Raw genomic sequence first — 14,858 nt, forward strand, 5'->3', positions numbered from 1 at the left:
GCGTAAGTGCTTTTCCATTCCACCTAACCACTTCCACACATGGGCGCCTGGGGCTACTTTAACTTCGACAACGACGCCGCGGCCGATTTCGCCGGCGACTTTCGCGACAACCACACCGAGGCCATGCTCTACGAAGCACTGGCTACGGCTTCCGAAGAGGAAGGCTACCTCGAAGTCGATGAAGCCAGCGAAGCATTGGCTGCCGCCGAAATTGTGGCTGCTATTTTGGGTAAGCCGGCCAAAGATTTTCCTGCCGACCTTATTCCCGTTATTCTGAAGTTGGACGCTTCCGAAAGCGAAGACCTCCGCGACCTAGCCATTGAAGCAGTAGAAGCGGTGGTGAAAAAATCGGAGCTGCAGGAAATGCGCTCTGAAACCGATGATTACGCCAACTGGCAGCAGCTGCAGCAGGATCTGCTGGCGCGACTTAAATAAGATGCATTGGCTGGCTCTGGCGCTGCTCACGGCTTTCAGCCTGGCGCTGTATAACTTCTTCATCAAGTTGGCCTCCAGTCATGTGCAGGCAGCGGTAGGCGCCGTGGTGTTGCAGCTGGTGGCTGCGGTCCTGGGTGCCGTGTGGCTGCTGAAACTGAAGCTGCAAGGCCAGCCACTGCCCGTAACCAGTAAAGGGTTGTGGCTGGCGGCCTTGGCCGGTGTGGGCGTGGGGCTGGCCGAAATTCTCACGTTTGTGGTGTTTAGTCGCGGGGTTTCATCGTCGGTGGGCACGCCGGTTATCGTGGGTGGTTCGGTACTGCTGACGGCCATACTAGGCATGGTGGTGCTGCGCGAGGCGCTTACGGTTTCGCAACTCCTGGGCCTGCTATTGGTGGTGGGCGGTATTGCGCTGTTGGCCCGCGGCCATTGAGTTCAGGCACATTTGCACGTTACTGCGGGGCCCGTTCAGTAAAGCTGGACGGGCCCCGGTGCGTTAAGCAGCTTCCTGTATGGCGTGGGCCAGTGCCACATGCATGTGCGATGCCCACAACATGCTTATGCGATTGTGCCCCGCTGCTTGGTGCTGCTCCTTTGCTCTGTTCGTTAGCACCCTAAAGTCTGGGCTGCTGAGGAATGCCGAAAGAAGGCCCGGGAAGCACTTCCGGCCCGTTCTGGTCGGCCGAGGTTGTAGCGGGCTTTCCGGTTAATACCATGAAAAACGTGCAATGGCTGTGTTGCGGGCTGGTGGTGGCGGCCGGTCTGTTGGGTGGAGGTTCTGCCGGCTTCGGTGTCGGCTCTGCCGCAAATGTGCTGCAGGTGAAGCCTGCCGTGCAGCTTGGGCAGCCGTGGGCAGCTAGGTGGCTGCTTACCCGGGTGAATAATGGATCGGGAGCTAACACGTCCGAAACCGCACAAGCCTCCGTTGTGCGGGCCCTCGGGCGTTTGGTACGCGCTTACGCCGACTCAGCTCCGCGGTAAACTCCACCGGCGCATCAGGTCAGCGCTGCGCTCTTCTTGGCCGCTCGTCTTCAGGCGTACTCCCTGGCAACCCCTTTGTAAGTGCTCTGGGCGTAAGAGCCGATGCTTTTTTACCTCCGTCACCAGCTTGGCTGTAACCGACTTGGTGGCGCGCCGTACCTTAGCCCCGATCAGCAAGCCGCTCCCCTCGGGCTTGCTTTGCGCGGTAAGGCGTGCTGGTAACGCCCACCCAAGATGGTACGATAAGCCGAGCTGCTGATCAGCTTCGGTAAAGAGGGTTGCTTATGATTTCTGCTACCACTGCCTCGGCCCCGGCCGTTAACCGCACCCACCGCTGGGCCGTGTCGGCTTGGTTTTTCTTGCAAGGGTTGATTTTTGCGAGCTGGGCCTCGCGAATTCCCGCCATTCAGCAGCGCATGGGCTTCTCCGATGCCACGCTGGGCCTTGTGTTGCTGGCGTTGCCGTTGGGCCAGCTGCCGTCGTTGCCGCTCACGGGGTGGCTGATACACCGTTTTGGCAGCCAACGGACGGCTGTAGCGGGCGTGTTGCTGTACAGCAGTTCGCTGGTGGGTTTGGGTTGGGCTCAGCAGCCATGGCAGCTATTGCCCTGCATGGTGCTCTTCGGCTTTGCCAGCAACCTGATGAATATTTCCATCAACACCCAAGCAGTGGGAGTGGAGGCGCTGTACGGCAAGCCCATCATGGCCTCGTTTCATGGCATGTGGAGCTTAGCTGGCTTTACCGGCGCGGCCGTCGGCACGGCCATGATTGGTTGGCAGGTGTTGCCGCAGCTGCACTTTCTGCTCATTGCCGGGCTGGTGCTGGCCGGCGGTCTAATCAGCTACGGCGCTTTGCTGCCCCACTCGGTTTCCGACGATGCCGGTGAGCAGCCTGCCTTCGTACTACCCGACCGCACCCTGCTGGGGCTCGGTGCCATTGCCTTCTGTGCCCTCATTTGCGAAGGCGCCATGTTCGATTGGAGCGGCGTGTACTTTCAGAAAGTGGTGCGGGCCGAAAAAGCCTGGGTGGGTGCGGGCTACACCGCCTTCATGAGCACCATGGCCCTGGGCCGCTTCGGCGCCGATTGGCTAACGGCGCGCCTGGGGCCGAAAAGAGTTATTCAGTGCAGCGGGCTGCTCACGGCAACTGGCTTGCTGGTGGCAGTGCTATTTCCCACGCTGGGCACGGCCTTGCTGGGCTTTATGCTGGTGGGTTTCGGAACGTCGTCGGTGGTGCCGCTGGTGTACAGCGCGGCGGGTAAATCGGAGGTAATGCCGGCCGGCATGGCTTTGGCGGCCGTGTCGACCATCGGGTTTCTGGGTTTTCTGATCGGGCCGCCCGTTATCGGCTTGGTGGCCGGGGCCACCAGCCTGCGGTTTTCGTTTGCCCTGATTGCGGTAATGGGTTTGTGTGTGGCGGCCGTTGCCACGCGTGCTAAATTAAGATAGGGCCGGTGAACCGGGTTAAAAAATGTGGGGTTTTGGTATGGCTTGATTATGAGTGGAAATGGGAATGGGAGAAATTCCTTCTGGAGAATTATTCTCCGGAAGGAAACAGAATGGATATCTTGTCGTTAGTAAACTCCTACCCTTAAACCCCAAATGCCTATGACTCCCGAGCAGCCTCAGAACGGCCACAACGGCCATCAAAACGGCAACGGCCACAGTGCTGCCGATGGCACTGGTACGGCCGTAACAGGTAGCGGTTCTTCGCATGATCAGCGCACAGCCGCGGGCGAAGACGCCCAAACCCTGACCACCCGCCAAGGCCACCCGCTCTCCAACAACCAGAACATTCGCACGGTAGGCAACCGTGGCCCGGCGACGCTGGAAAACTATGCCTTCATTGAAAAAATCAGCCACTTCGACCGGGAGCGGGTGCCCGAGCGCGTGGTGCACGCCCGTGGCGCTGGTGCCCACGGTGTATTCGAGGCCTACGGTACGGTAGGCAACGAGCCCATTGCCAAGTACACCCGCGCTAAACTGTTTCAGGAAAAAGGCAAGCAAACGCCCGTTTTCGTGCGTTTCAGCACGGTAGGGCACGGCGGCCACTCGCCCGAAACCCTGCGCGACCCGCGCGGTTTTGCGGTAAAGTTTTACACCGAAGACGGCAACTGGGACTTGGTGGGCAACAACCTGAAGGTGTTCTTCATCCGCGACGCCATGAAGTTCCCCGACCTCATTCACTCCCAGAAACCCGATCCGGTACACAACCGGCAAACCGGCGAGCGTATTTTCGACTTCATCAGCAACACGCCGGAGGCCATGCACATGGTCGCCTTCCTGTTCTCGCCCTGGGGCATTCCCGCTAACTACCGTCAAATGCAGGGTTCGGGCGTGAATACCTACAAGTGGGTAAACGCACAGGGCGAGGCCGTGCTGGTGAAATACCACTGGGAGCCGTTGCAGGGCATTAAAAACCTGACCGCGGCCGAAGCCGAAGCTATTCAGGCCAAGAACTTCAACCACGCTACCCAGGACCTGTTCGAGAACATCAAGGCCGGCAACTTCCCCGAGTGGGAGCTGTGCGTGCAGATCATGAGCGACGACGAGCACCCGGAGTTGGATTTCGACCCGCTCGACGATACCAAGATTTGGCCCCAGGACCAGTTTCCGTTCCTGCCCGTGGGCAAGATGACGCTGAACCGTAACCCCGAGAACTACTTCGCCGAGGTGGAGCAAGTGGCTTTCGGTACCGGCGTATTGGTCGATGGCCTCGACTTTTCCGATGACAAGATGCTGCAGGGACGCACGTTCTCGTACTCCGATACGCAGCGGTACCGCGTGGGCACCAACTACCTGCAGCTGCCCATTAACGCTCCCAAAAAGCACGTGGCCACCAACCAGCGCGACGGCCAAATGGCCTACCACGTGGATGCGGCTCCTGGCCAGAACAACCACGTGAACTACGAGCCGAGCAGCCTGAACGGCCTGAAGGAAGCCCCTCGCAGCGCCCCCGACCACATGCCGCAATACACCGGCCGCCTGATTCGCCAGACCATCGACCGGCAGAACAACTTCAAGCAGGCCGGCGAGCGGTACCGCCTGCACGAAGACTGGGAACGAGACGACCTCATCAGCAACATGGTAGGTGCCCTGACAGATGCCAACAAGGTGATTCAAGACAAGATGATCGAGCTGTGCACCAACTGCGACCCGGACTGGGGCCGCCGCGTGGCCGAAGGTCTGCAGAAAGCCAACAATGGTAAGCAGGCCGAAGGCGGGAATCAGTACAACCAGCAGAAACAGGAACAGGCCGTGGAGCAAGCCGAAGCACGAGGCCACGAAGCCAAGCCTTACTAAGTACTGATCATATTTAAAAACAGAAAGGGCCGGCGGATATTCCGCTGGCCCTTTCTGTGTCATGCACTATGTAACGAAATGTGTCGCATTCGGCCAACGAATACCTAATCCACTACTTGCCACGCAATGGCTGCGAATGCGATGGTCAGAATGGTAAGGAATACCAACGCGGCAGAATCGTAACCCTTTATGGCAAAAAGTTGCGGATTGTTCGGTGAGTAAATAACGTTGACTTTATCACCTATGCAGAAGTAGCCGCCTGCTTCTTCCGTTCCATGCACTGATTTTGCTTCTATGTGGAGGCCTTCCGCAGTGTCAAAAGCTATTACTGGAAAATACACCGTTCCATCCCCGGTGTCGTCTTTGATCAACTTTACTACTGTTCCGACGGTACTTCGCCCTTTCAAACGCAGGTACAGTATCCGCCAAGCTATCCATCCCCAAATGCCTAAAAGGATGCTTCCAATCAGATAAGTCATTTACTGGTTTACAACCCCAAAGCCCAGCTTTTCCAATTCGGTGTACACGCGGTGCACTGGCAGACCCATTACGTTAAAGTACGAGCCTTCCAGACGCGTTACGGCCACCAACCCAATCCAGTCCTGCGCGCCGTACGCGCCGGCTTTGTCGAGCGGGCGGTAGTGCTGCACGTAGTAGCGGATGTCGGTTTCGCTAAGGGTGCGGAAGTACACCCGGGTTTGATCGGAGAATACTACCCGTTTGCCTTCGCCGGTGAGCAGACACACGCCGGTAAATACGTCGTGGGCGCGGCCTTGCAGTTGCAGCAGCATGCGCACGGCATCTTCCTCGTCGGTGGGCTTGTTCAGGATGTACTCGTCCAGGCACACAATGGTGTCGGCAGTCAGCAGCACGTCGCCAGGTACCAGTTCGTCGCGGTAGGCGCTGGCTTTGTGTGCGGCCAGAAACTCGGCTACTTCGGCCCCTTTCAGGTGGGCGGGGTAACTTTCGTCTACGTCCTTGAGGCGCACTTCGTAGGGCAAACCTAAGTCGGCGAGGAGTTGACGGCGGCGCGGGGAGTTAGAGGCCAGGATTAAACGGGGCATACGGCACGGGTTCGTCGTCGCGGATGCTGGTGAAAAGCAAACCGCCGAGGGTTTTAGGGTAGAAGAACGTGGATTTGGGCGGCATCACGGCGCCCGACTGGCACACGCGCTCCACTTCGTCCATGGTTACTTCGTTGGTGATGATGGCGGCGCGGGCCTCGCCCGAGTCCACACGCTGCAGGCACTCGGGGAAATTACGCACGTACGTAATGCCCGACCATTGCCGCTGCGCATCGGGGCCTACTATGCCCAGTACACGTTCCAGCACGAAGTAATGCAGCACTGTTAGGTCCAGGGCTTTTACTTCGGGGGTGGTGTCCCAAGCCAGCTGATCGTGTACTTCCGGCTTCAGGCGCAGTTTGTAGGGCTGCCCGCCCAGGTACAGGCCAAATGCCCAGGGCTTGCCGGCAATGATTTCGGGCAGAGCAAAGGCGTCTTCGCGGGAGGTTACGGTAAACCACTGGCCGAGGCGTTCCAGCAGTTCCGCATCGGTAATGTTTCCTGGCAGCTCCAGCAGCAGGCGGTGCGTGGGCAGAATGCGCAAGTCGTCGGCCGCCGCGTTGGTCAGGTACATGAGGTGGTAGTGCCACGGTTCGTGCCCGTTGTGGTTGGGCTCGGCGGCCATGCGGGCCTGCCGATAGGCCAGGGAGCCTTCATAACGGTGGTGGCCATCGGCCAGAATTACCTGCCGCTGGCTGAGCACCTCCTGAAAGCGCCGAATGACGGTAGCGTCCTGAATAACGGCCAGCACGTCGCGGGCACCCTGGTAGTCTTCCTCGGTTTGGCAGAGCGGATCCAGAATGGCTTCGTCGCAGTAGCGTTCCAGCTCGAAGTCCTCGTCGCGGTACAGGCCGTGGGTGGCGCTGGTCTGAAACTGCGTGCGGGCCAGCAGCTCGGCGCGGTCGTTTACGGCCGTGGGCAGCGTGTTTTCGTGGCGCAGTACTACCTTCTCCGCCCAATCGTAGGCCCGAATATGGCACATGAAGCCTTTTCGGCAGTATTCACGCTGACTGCCGGCCAGGCGGAAGTATTGGTAGTACACGTAAATGCCCGCCAATGCATCTTGCTCCACCACGCCCGACTGCTGCCATTCGGTAAGCCGGCGCAGGGCCTCACCGGCTGCATCGTCGCCACGCGGCACCGAAAGATGGATGCTGTTCAGCGGATTCTGGTACAGCAATTCCCGCTGTTTCGCCGACACCACGTCGAACAGCGGCGACACGTACTCATCAATGCGTTGGCTTAGGCCAGCGTTGTAGCGCCAGGCCCGAATGGGTTGAATTTCGGCCATGTAAGAGCGTAAGCTGAGGCTTGCGCCGACGCGTTAACGTCGGGCAGAAAGGAGGGAAGGCCAACCGAAATCAGCCTAATGGCGGCGCAAGCTAAAAATTACCCCACACTCTTCACGGCGCCAAGCGGCTGCGCTGCCAGCCCGTGGCCGTTTTTTCGTACAGCAGCCGGTCGTGCAGGCGGGAGGGGCGGCCTTGCCAGAACTCCATGCGGTGCGGCCGAACCACGTAGCCGCCCCAGTGCGGTGGGCGCGGCAACGGATCTTGCCCGGCAAACCGGGCGGCTATTTCCTGCTCGCGTTGTTCCAGCTCTTCTCGGTTCGTTATGGTCTGGCTTTGCGGCGAGGCCCAGGCCCCGATTTGGCTGCTGCGCGGGCGGCTTTGGAAGTATTCCGTCGAGAGGTTTTCCGGCGCTTTTTCCACGCTGCCTTCCATACGCACCTGCCGTTCCAGGCCCGGCCAGAAAAAGGTAATGGCTGCTTTGGGCAAAGTGGCTAATTCCTGCCCTTTACGCGAATCGTAATTGGTGTAGAACAGAAAGCCGGCATCGTCGGGCAGACCTTTCAGCAACACAATGCGGGCCGAGGGTTGTCCGTCGGGCCCCACCGTAGATACGGTCATGGCGGTAGGCTCGTCAAGCTGAGCTTGCAGCGCTTCGTCGAGCCAGCGGCGGAACTGCCGAATGGCGTCGGTATCGGCGGCGGCTTCGCTGAGTTCGTGTTGGGCGTAGGTTTTGCGCAGGTCGGCTAACGACTGGTCTTGCATAGGGGAGAGAGAAAAGAGCAATGCGGTACAACCAAGTTAACGAGCCACGCTTTTTTGTCGCTTGGGATACCACGCGTAAAGCGAAAGCGCGCCGTTGCGGTGCAGCAGCTCCAGCTGTTGCTCGCGTATGAAATCATCGTTTCGCTCAAAGGTTTCCTGCATGAGCTGTAAATCGGGGTGGTTCTTGAGCCAATCACGGTAGTAATTGTTACGCCCGTCGAAGTAAGTGGTATCCAGATATACCAGGATGGGCCGCTCGTCGAGGCGGGCAAGCAGCGCAGGGTCCATCCCCTCCGGGCGAAATATGCTGAAGAGCTGCTGCGCCTGCTGCGCGGGGGTGCGTGCGGCCTTGTGGCTCATCAGCGGCAGGTTGGTAATCATGGAAAGCTGGAAGGTCCGGTGCAGGTGGGGCTCGTCGGCGTCCAGCGTGTACTGGTTGTCGCTGCCGGTGTAGGTGAAAGGAAGAGGCAGAATGGCCTGGTAGGGCTTGGTGTCAACCCAGCCTACAAACTCCTGCATAGCAGCCCGAGTGGGTTCGTGGGTAAGTAGGTTGGGACGCTGGGTGTATTCTTTGTAAAAGCGCGCGGCGGCCACCACATCGGGCACCAACAACAGGGGCAGCGCCAGGCTCAACCATTTGGCGGGGCTTGTGCGGGAAGCGGTCCACCACTGGCCCATCAGCCAAACCAGGAAAAGATTCACGGCCCACCAAAATGGCCATACGTAGCGGCCCAGGGCCCGAAACTGCGTTACGCGCTCGGTGACTTTGCGCAGCCAATACAGGGGGTTGAGGTAGTTGTTTAACATATAAGCCCCGCCGTCCAGCTCGTATTTCTCGCCCAAAGCCATGAAAACCAGCGGCACGCTGGCCAGCAGCAGCAGCAGCAGGAAACGGCCGGGCACCGTCAGTCGGATCGGAATATTGGGAAGGCGTTTCACGAAGTACAGGACCAGCATCGCCAGTAAGGTGTAGAGCACAAAGGCGCCCAGGTAGGCGTTGGACTCGTAGGGAACCGCCTGAGTCGGATCAAGTAAAAAGCGCAGCTTGTTGTACACGGGAGCCTGAATAAAGCCGCGGAACTGCAATTTCCACTCAATCCAGTCGTACCCCCCGCTGCCGGCATCACGCAAGGCGTGGTTGCCGTCAAGCAAGAGCAACGACCCACCCGTTGCCACCACCGCCAGCCCGAAAACCAACGCGAAATCGCGCAGGAGGGAAACCCACGGTTTTCGGTCGTGGAGGTTTTCAACGGTCCAGACCAGGAAGAAAAAGCCGGCGAAGGCCCCCAGAATGGCCAGGTAGTAAAAATGCCAGTAGGCAGCTGCTGCCATACTCACGCCAAACATCACCAGCCATTTGCGGTAGGGCAGCCCCGCGGTGCGGCGCAGGTACGTTTCCTGTAGTAGCCACACCCCAACCAGAATGGCGGGGGCGTACGCCAGGCTCATGTGCCCTACCTGCAACCGAAGCGTTTGGGGAGAAATCCAGGGCAAGGCCACCGCGGCAAGTACGTGCAGCCCTGCTGGCAGCTGCCAGGGCCGGAAAATCCGGTGTAAAAGGAAGGTGCTCAGCAGTAAACCGCCCAGCGTAACCAAGTCGAACAAGTATAAACCATACGGCGCCAAGGCCGGTACCAAGCGCACCAGCAGGTGCACAAGCTGGATAAGCAGCGGCGCACTGTCGGTGTAATACATGTACTCCCCAAACGGATAATTGTGCCCGTATACCACCATGCCTTTGCTCAATGGCTGCCGCAAAAAGCTTTCCATAGAGAAGTAGCTTTTGATACCGTCGTAATGATCTATGATCAGGTAGTCTCCGGGGTTAAAAATCAAGGCCCGAAAAACATATAGCACCAAAGCCAGTTGCAGGGTTACCCCAATTAATCCTACCGCAGTGTTGCTAGTCAGTCTTTCGCGTAAGCGTTTAAAGAAAGTAGTCATATTTAGGGGTAAAGCCAGGGTCAAATATCTGGCTAAAAAACCAGTTCAGGCACACAGCAGTTGAAGGGGGGCAGCGTTGCCGGTTCGTGTGTGGCAAGGATGTTTGAGGGAACCTATTTTCCGGGGGCCAACGTAACATTAACTCCCACGATTCCTTGCGCGCTACGCACTGCCGCGCATCTTTGCAGCACCGCTGTGCGTCCGTATCCTTGTTTTTCACTTCCAGCTAGCCCACCATATGCCCCAGCTACGTAGCGGCAGCCTGCTGATTTCGCAACCCTTTCTGGGCGACCCCAACTTCGAGCGGTCGGTGGTGCTGCTGTGCCGCCACGATGAGGAAGACGGTTCTTTCGGTCTTCTGCTTAACCGCCCCACAACAGTAGCGTTGGGCGATGCATTGAGCTTGCCCGAGGGCGAAGACCATCCCGCTGCCGGCCTTACCCTGCATGTGGGCGGCCCCGTTCAGCCCGATACCTTGCACTACCTGCACCGCCGCGCCGATATCCCCAATGCCGAACCCCTGGGCCAGGATGTATACTGGGGCGGGGATTTCGACGTTCTACTAGGCCTGGTAGCCAGCGGCGAGTTAACCGAAGACGACCTACGATTGTATGTAGGCTATTCTGGCTGGACGGCCGGCCAGCTGGCAGGCGAAGTGCAGGAAAATACCTGGATAGTACATCCTAATGCTGCCGGGAAAGTGTTTACTTTGACTACCGATGCCTTTTGGCAGGCCATTTTGCGCGAAAAAGGCGGCCGTTTCCGGGTACTATCCAACTACCCCGTCGACCCCCGTTTGAATTAGTTTCCCTCCGTTGGCCCGGCCTGCTTGCGCCGGGCTCTTTATGCTGAGCAGCCATGCAACCCGAGAACGAGAACACCGCCCCCAACCAACCCGACGCCAACGAAGAATCGCCGATGAGCATTCTGGAGCGTCGGCTGGCCGAAATTGCGCGCACGAAGCAAGCTGATGCGCCCGCTGCCGCAGCTGAGTCGCAATCCGCTACACCAGCGCCCACGCAACCTGCCGAAACTCCCGTAGTGCCCCAGCCTGCCGAGGTAGGCATGGCCGTTCCCTCCGCTGCCGATTTGCCGGCCGCCGCGCCCACCGAGGCTACTGAGCCAGTCGCATCTGAGCCCATGGTTCGTGCCGAGCTGCACTACGGAACCGCCAACGAAGGTGTGCAAAGTGCCTTGGCTGCCGAAGCTCCCGGCGAAATTCAGCCGGTACACATCACCATGACTTCGCCCGAAGCCACTGCGACATCTGCCGACGCCCAGTCTGCACCGTCAGAAGCCGAACCCTTGGCTGTTACGTTGCCCGCCCACGAGCTGCACCAAGCTGCCGACATCGAAACGGCACCCGAGCCGCTGGCCGCATTGCCCACTTCAAATAACGAATCGGCTTCCGAAGCGGCCCATGCCGCTGAAGATGCGGGTGTTTCCGCATCACACGTTCCCCAAGCTGCTCTGGAAACACCCGGCGAAGTGCAGCCCGGTGGCTCTACCGATGCGCCCCAAGCCCAGGCAGTCAATCAGGCCGCTGCGGCTGCGCACGAGGACGAAGAGGAATACGTGCCCGAAACGCCGGCTCCCGATTTTGCCACCCTCGATGTAACGGCGCAGGGCGCTTACTTGCTGAGCCTTTTGCAGCGCCAGGATGCCCGCCAGAACCGCAAGCAGATTGCCGATCTGCACCGCGTTTACGAGCAAAACATCAACTCGGAACGCCAGGCTGCCCGGCAGCGCTTCGTGCAGGAAGGAAACGACGCCGAAGCATTCAACTTTGCCGGCCCCGAAGGCTACGCCGATGTGAGCAAAGCCGTGCAGGATTACCGCGACGCCCGCGTGCGCGATGCCCGCCAGGAAGACGAGCAACGCGCCAAAAACCTGTTGCACAAGCAGCATCTGCTTTCCCAGCTGCGGCTGCTGGTTGAGTCGGCTGAAACCAAGGATTCCTCGGCCCGCATCAAAACCCTGCAGGCCGACTGGAAAGCTACCGGCCCGGTGCCTCAAGCGCAGGCCCAGGAGCTGTGGAATTCCTACCACGCTCTGCTCGATATTTACTACAACAACCGTGGCCTATTCTTCGAAATGAAGGAGCTGGACCGCCGCCGTAATCAGGAAGCCAAGGAAGCCCTGATTCAGCGCGCCGAGGCTTTGGTAGGCCAGTCGAGCATTAACAAGGCGTTGCAGGAGTTGCGGCAGCTGCACGAGGAATGGAAGACTGTCGGCCCCGTGCCCAACGAAATGCGCGAGCCGCTGTGGCAGCGGTTCCTGCAAGCCTCCGAGAAAGTACACGACCGGAAGCGCACCTTCCTCGATGCTCGCTCGGCCCAGGAAAACGCCAACTTGGCCCGTAAGCAGGAAATCCTGACCCAGATTCTGCCGTTCGGGGAATTCAAGACCGAGCGCGTGAACGAGTGGCGTGCTAAAACCGACGAACTGCAAACTCTCAAGGAGCAGTGGGACAGCGCCGGCCTCGTGCCGCGCAGCCAGGCCGAGAGCATGAACAAGCAGTTCTGGGCCGCCTACAAAGGATTCTTCCAGCACAAAAACCAGTTCTTCAAAGCCCTCGACGAAGAAAAGTCGAACAATCTTAAGCAGAAAATAGCCCTCTGCGAGCAGGCCGAAGCCGCGCTCGAAAATCCGAATTGGGAAGAAGGCCGCGAAACGGTTATCCGGGTCCAGAAGGAGTGGAAGCTCGTCGGCCGCGTGCCCGAGAAGCAGTCGGATAAAATCTGGCACCGCTTCCGCACTGCCTGCGACGCTTTCTTTGAGCGCAAGAACCAGGAAGTACGCCACCGCGAGCAGCAGGTGCAGCAAGCTTCAGCCGAGCAGTCGGCTTACCTCGACCGTTTTGCCGAGCAGGTGGCCGGTTTATCAGTCGAAAACCCCGGCACTGCAGAAGGTCTCCAAGCCATGGTGCAGGAGTGGACGCAGTTCGACGGCCAGGGAAACCGCCGCGGCAGCGCCCAGGCCGAGGAGAAATTCCTGGGCTTGGCCACCAAGTACATCGATGCCATTCCCGGCCTTTCGTACACCGAGCGCGAGGAGCAGGCGTTCCAGCTGCAAGTGCAGCGCATGAAGGCCAATCCCGATGCCCAGCAGTTGCTTTACCGCAAAGAGCAAACCCTGCGTCGCGAGATAAACGAGCTGGAAAACGACATTGCTACGCTTCAAACCAACCTCGATTTCTTCGCTCGTTCGAAGAACGCCGGCCAGTTGCGAGAAGAATACCAAGGTCGTATCGACGAAACCAAGGTGCGCATCGAACGCATGAAGCGCCAGCTGCGTATCATTCGCAGCTAGTTTACACTCGATGCCTGATTGCTTGAAAGCCCCGTGCCGTAACTGGTACGGGGCTTTTTCAATGGGTTTATGTATGGATAGCGGGGATATATTGGAGGGCTATCAGGAATCATTTAACCCCGGTTTTTAGTTCTCTCGTATATTGTCGTCAAATGACGGTTTTAAAATAGTCAAATGCTGCAAGCACACACAACTCCGGTAGCCAAAGTGGTCGAATTACTGGGCGGAAGCTCGCTGGTACGGCAAGCCGTGCACAACGAGCTGGACTTGCTGGCCCTGGCTGCCCGCGGCTTGTCCATTCAATCGTTGCGGGCTTTGCAGCGCCGCATGCAGTTTTCGAACAAGGAAATCAGCGAGTTTCTCGACGTGTCGGAAAGCACGCTGCAGCGTCGGCAGCAAACCAAGCGTGCCCTCACGCGCGACGAAGGCGAAAAAGCCATTCAGCTTTCGAGCGTTATGGCCAAAGGCATCAGCGTGTTCGAAGACGAAGAAGATTTCCGGCACTGGCTGGAAACGCCCAACGTAGCGCTGGGCGGCATTGAGCCGAAGGAGTTGCTGGGGTCGTCCATTGGGCGCGAGCAGGTGCGCGAAATCCTGTTGCGCATTCAGTACGGCATCTACTCGTAAGCACGGCGGTCATGCGGCTTTTTAGGCTGGCGAAGGGCCAATACATTGCCGATATCAGTGGTACGGGCGGGCTATATGCCTCTGGCCGCTGGCACGAGCAGGGCACCCGCATTTTGTATACTTCGGAGCACCTCTCGTTGGCTAAACTGGAGGCACTGGCTAATTCACCGGTATTGCCGCGCAATTACGCCTTGCTGGAGCTGGAAGTGCCCGACGATGCGCCGGTAAAGACCGTGCGGGCGGAAGAATTGCCCGTTAATTGGGCCGCGTTGCCATACCCGCAGGAACTGGCCCTAATTACCCGGCAATGGGTGGAAGAAGGCAAGTACTGGCTGATGCGGGTGCCTTCTGCGCACTCGTTAGGAGAGTGGAACTACTGCTGAACCCCTTGCACCCCGAGCACGTCCGCTTAGAAGTGGTAGCCATAACCCCACACGAATTTGATCCTCGACTGAAAGCCAATCAGTCATCTTCCAGGTAGGCAGCGGCTAACATACACCGGCTTTTACAAGCCGATAGGCATTAGTAAGCACATTTATTGAGCCATTCGCAGCAATAACAACGGGCTAATGCCGAATGGGTGGGCCAATTCATACGGTATGAATTGGGACTATCGGTAAATGCTACCTGCCTTTTGGGGAAACAGACGGTGTACTAGCTGTTACCGAAGGTGCCGATAGCACCAAGGCCATGGCAATAAGTGCAAGTGAAGAAGAGGGAGTCATGAGAAAGCCTATTGATTCCTCAAATTTCAGGCTACGGTCGGGCTGTTCACAGGAAGAATGCTTGTCGCCTGTGACGCTTGTGTTTTAATGAATAAGGTGGGCGGCAACTGTAAAACGGGCTTGAAATGCTTTATGTCGGGCTTTGCCGTGTAGGAAGCATCTTGTTTGTGACAAAATTGCAATGAGTACGGGAAGGGTACTGTTAGGATAACTTTTGCTCGATCAAGTAGCGGCAACCTTTGGGATTTTGAAACGGGTGTCGTAGGTTTGCAGCACCAAATACGCCTCCATAGCTCAGCTGGTAGAGCAACTGACTTGTAATCAGTAGGTCGCTGGTTCGATCCCGGCTGGGGGCTCATATTTGACAAAAGACCCCGTGAATATTTGTTCACGGGGTCTTTGGCTTTTCTACCCACT

14 protein-coding genes and 1 tRNA gene are annotated in these 14,858 nt (G+C 58.3%); 10 read left to right on the plus strand and 5 right to left on the minus strand.

Going from position 1 to position 14,858, the window contains the following annotated elements; genetic code table 11:
• Positions 1-39 precede the first annotated feature (39 nt).
• The 5 genes from ABD903_RS15210 to ABD903_RS15230 all read left to right on the plus strand — a co-directional run bounded on the left by ABD903_RS15210 (position 40) and on the right by ABD903_RS15230 (position 4,715).
• Positions 40-435 (plus strand): DUF4259 domain-containing protein, encoded by a 396-nt coding sequence (locus ABD903_RS15210; protein WP_345225661.1) that lies wholly within the window; start codon positions 40-42, stop codon positions 433-435.
• Position 436: 1 nt separating this feature from the next.
• Positions 437-865: an EamA family transporter gene (locus ABD903_RS15215; RefSeq protein ID WP_345225663.1), complete on the plus strand. Its 429-nt coding sequence runs from the start codon at positions 437-439 to the stop codon at positions 863-865.
• A gap of 281 nt (positions 866-1,146) precedes the next feature.
• Positions 1,147-1,413: a hypothetical protein gene (locus ABD903_RS15220; protein WP_345225665.1), complete on the plus strand. Its 267-nt coding sequence runs from the start codon at positions 1,147-1,149 to the stop codon at positions 1,411-1,413.
• Positions 1,414-1,697: 284 nt separating this feature from the next.
• A complete protein-coding gene (locus ABD903_RS15225; RefSeq protein WP_345225666.1) occupies positions 1,698-2,861 on the plus strand; it encodes an MFS transporter in 1,164 nt (387 codons plus the stop codon).
• A 159-nt stretch (positions 2,862-3,020) separates the two neighbouring features.
• Positions 3,021-4,715, plus strand: a complete 1,695-nt coding sequence (locus ABD903_RS15230; protein WP_425555512.1) for a catalase — start codon at positions 3,021-3,023, stop codon at positions 4,713-4,715.
• A gap of 104 nt (positions 4,716-4,819) precedes the next feature.
• On the opposite strand, the gene ABD903_RS15235 is transcribed toward ABD903_RS15230, so the two are convergent.
• From ABD903_RS15235 to ABD903_RS15255, 5 genes are all read right to left on the minus strand, one after another.
• Positions 4,820-5,194, minus strand: a complete 375-nt coding sequence (locus tag ABD903_RS15235) for a DUF3592 domain-containing protein (RefSeq protein ID WP_345225670.1) — start codon at positions 5,192-5,194, stop codon at positions 4,820-4,822.
• Complete coding sequence (locus ABD903_RS15240; protein ID WP_345225671.1) at positions 5,195-5,779, minus strand: Maf-like protein; 585 nt, start codon at positions 5,777-5,779, stop codon at positions 5,195-5,197.
• A complete protein-coding gene (locus ABD903_RS15245) occupies positions 5,754-7,070 on the minus strand; it encodes a DUF1015 domain-containing protein (protein WP_345225673.1) in 1,317 nt (438 codons plus the stop codon). The genes ABD903_RS15240 and ABD903_RS15245 overlap by 26 nt, the downstream gene beginning before the upstream one ends.
• Before the next feature lie 112 nt (positions 7,071-7,182).
• Complete coding sequence (gene pdxH, locus ABD903_RS15250; protein ID WP_345225675.1) at positions 7,183-7,833, minus strand: pyridoxamine 5'-phosphate oxidase; 651 nt, start codon at positions 7,831-7,833, stop codon at positions 7,183-7,185.
• A 36-nt stretch (positions 7,834-7,869) separates the two neighbouring features.
• Positions 7,870-9,777 (minus strand): DUF6311 domain-containing protein, encoded by a 1,908-nt coding sequence (locus ABD903_RS15255; protein WP_345225677.1) that lies wholly within the window; start codon positions 9,775-9,777, stop codon positions 7,870-7,872.
• 238 nt (positions 9,778-10,015) lie between these two features.
• Between ABD903_RS15255 and ABD903_RS15260 the strand changes: the two genes are divergently transcribed.
• From ABD903_RS15260 to ABD903_RS15280, 5 genes are all read left to right on the plus strand, one after another.
• On the plus strand, positions 10,016-10,582 hold the full coding sequence (locus ABD903_RS15260) for a YqgE/AlgH family protein (RefSeq protein WP_345225679.1): 567 nt from the start codon (positions 10,016-10,018) through the stop codon (positions 10,580-10,582).
• A 53-nt stretch (positions 10,583-10,635) separates the two neighbouring features.
• Positions 10,636-13,089, plus strand: a complete 2,454-nt coding sequence (locus ABD903_RS15265) for a DUF349 domain-containing protein (protein ID WP_345225681.1) — start codon at positions 10,636-10,638, stop codon at positions 13,087-13,089.
• 174 nt (positions 13,090-13,263) lie between these two features.
• A complete protein-coding gene (gene parS, locus ABD903_RS15270) occupies positions 13,264-13,716 on the plus strand; it encodes a type II RES/Xre toxin-antitoxin system antitoxin (protein ID WP_345225683.1) in 453 nt (150 codons plus the stop codon).
• A gap of 11 nt (positions 13,717-13,727) precedes the next feature.
• Entirely contained in the window at positions 13,728-14,099 is a 372-nt protein-coding gene (locus tag ABD903_RS15275; protein ID WP_345225685.1) for an RES family NAD+ phosphorylase, read from the plus strand.
• A 625-nt stretch (positions 14,100-14,724) separates the two neighbouring features.
• Positions 14,725-14,797 (plus strand) — tRNA-Thr (locus tag ABD903_RS15280).
• The last annotated feature ends 61 nt before the right edge of the window (positions 14,798-14,858 follow it).

It is taken from the genome of Hymenobacter koreensis, assembly GCF_039541855.1.
GTDB lineage: Bacteria > Bacteroidota > Bacteroidia > Cytophagales > Hymenobacteraceae > Solirubrum > Solirubrum koreensis.

Coding starts and splice junctions, on each gene's coding strand:
- ABD903_RS15210 (WP_345225661.1), top strand. CDS start 40: ATGGGCGCCTGGGGCTACTTTAACTTCGACAACGACGCCGCGGCCGAT.
- ABD903_RS15215 (WP_345225663.1), top strand. CDS start 437: ATGCATTGGCTGGCTCTGGCGCTGCTCACGGCTTTCAGCCTGGCGCTG.
- ABD903_RS15220 (WP_345225665.1), top strand. CDS start 1,147: ATGAAAAACGTGCAATGGCTGTGTTGCGGGCTGGTGGTGGCGGCCGGT.
- ABD903_RS15225 (WP_345225666.1), top strand. CDS start 1,698: ATGATTTCTGCTACCACTGCCTCGGCCCCGGCCGTTAACCGCACCCAC.
- ABD903_RS15230 (WP_425555512.1), top strand. CDS start 3,021: ATGACTCCCGAGCAGCCTCAGAACGGCCACAACGGCCATCAAAACGGC.
- ABD903_RS15235 (WP_345225670.1), bottom strand. CDS start 5,194: ATGACTTATCTGATTGGAAGCATCCTTTTAGGCATTTGGGGATGGATA.
- ABD903_RS15240 (WP_345225671.1), bottom strand. CDS start 5,779: ATGCCCCGTTTAATCCTGGCCTCTAACTCCCCGCGCCGCCGTCAACTC.
- ABD903_RS15245 (WP_345225673.1), bottom strand. CDS start 7,070: ATGGCCGAAATTCAACCCATTCGGGCCTGGCGCTACAACGCTGGCCTA.
- pdxH (WP_345225675.1), bottom strand. CDS start 7,833: ATGCAAGACCAGTCGTTAGCCGACCTGCGCAAAACCTACGCCCAACAC.
- ABD903_RS15255 (WP_345225677.1), bottom strand. CDS start 9,777: ATGACTACTTTCTTTAAACGCTTACGCGAAAGACTGACTAGCAACACT.
- ABD903_RS15260 (WP_345225679.1), top strand. CDS start 10,016: ATGCCCCAGCTACGTAGCGGCAGCCTGCTGATTTCGCAACCCTTTCTG.
- ABD903_RS15265 (WP_345225681.1), top strand. CDS start 10,636: ATGCAACCCGAGAACGAGAACACCGCCCCCAACCAACCCGACGCCAAC.
- parS (WP_345225683.1), top strand. CDS start 13,264: ATGCTGCAAGCACACACAACTCCGGTAGCCAAAGTGGTCGAATTACTG.
- ABD903_RS15275 (WP_345225685.1), top strand. CDS start 13,728: ATGCGGCTTTTTAGGCTGGCGAAGGGCCAATACATTGCCGATATCAGT.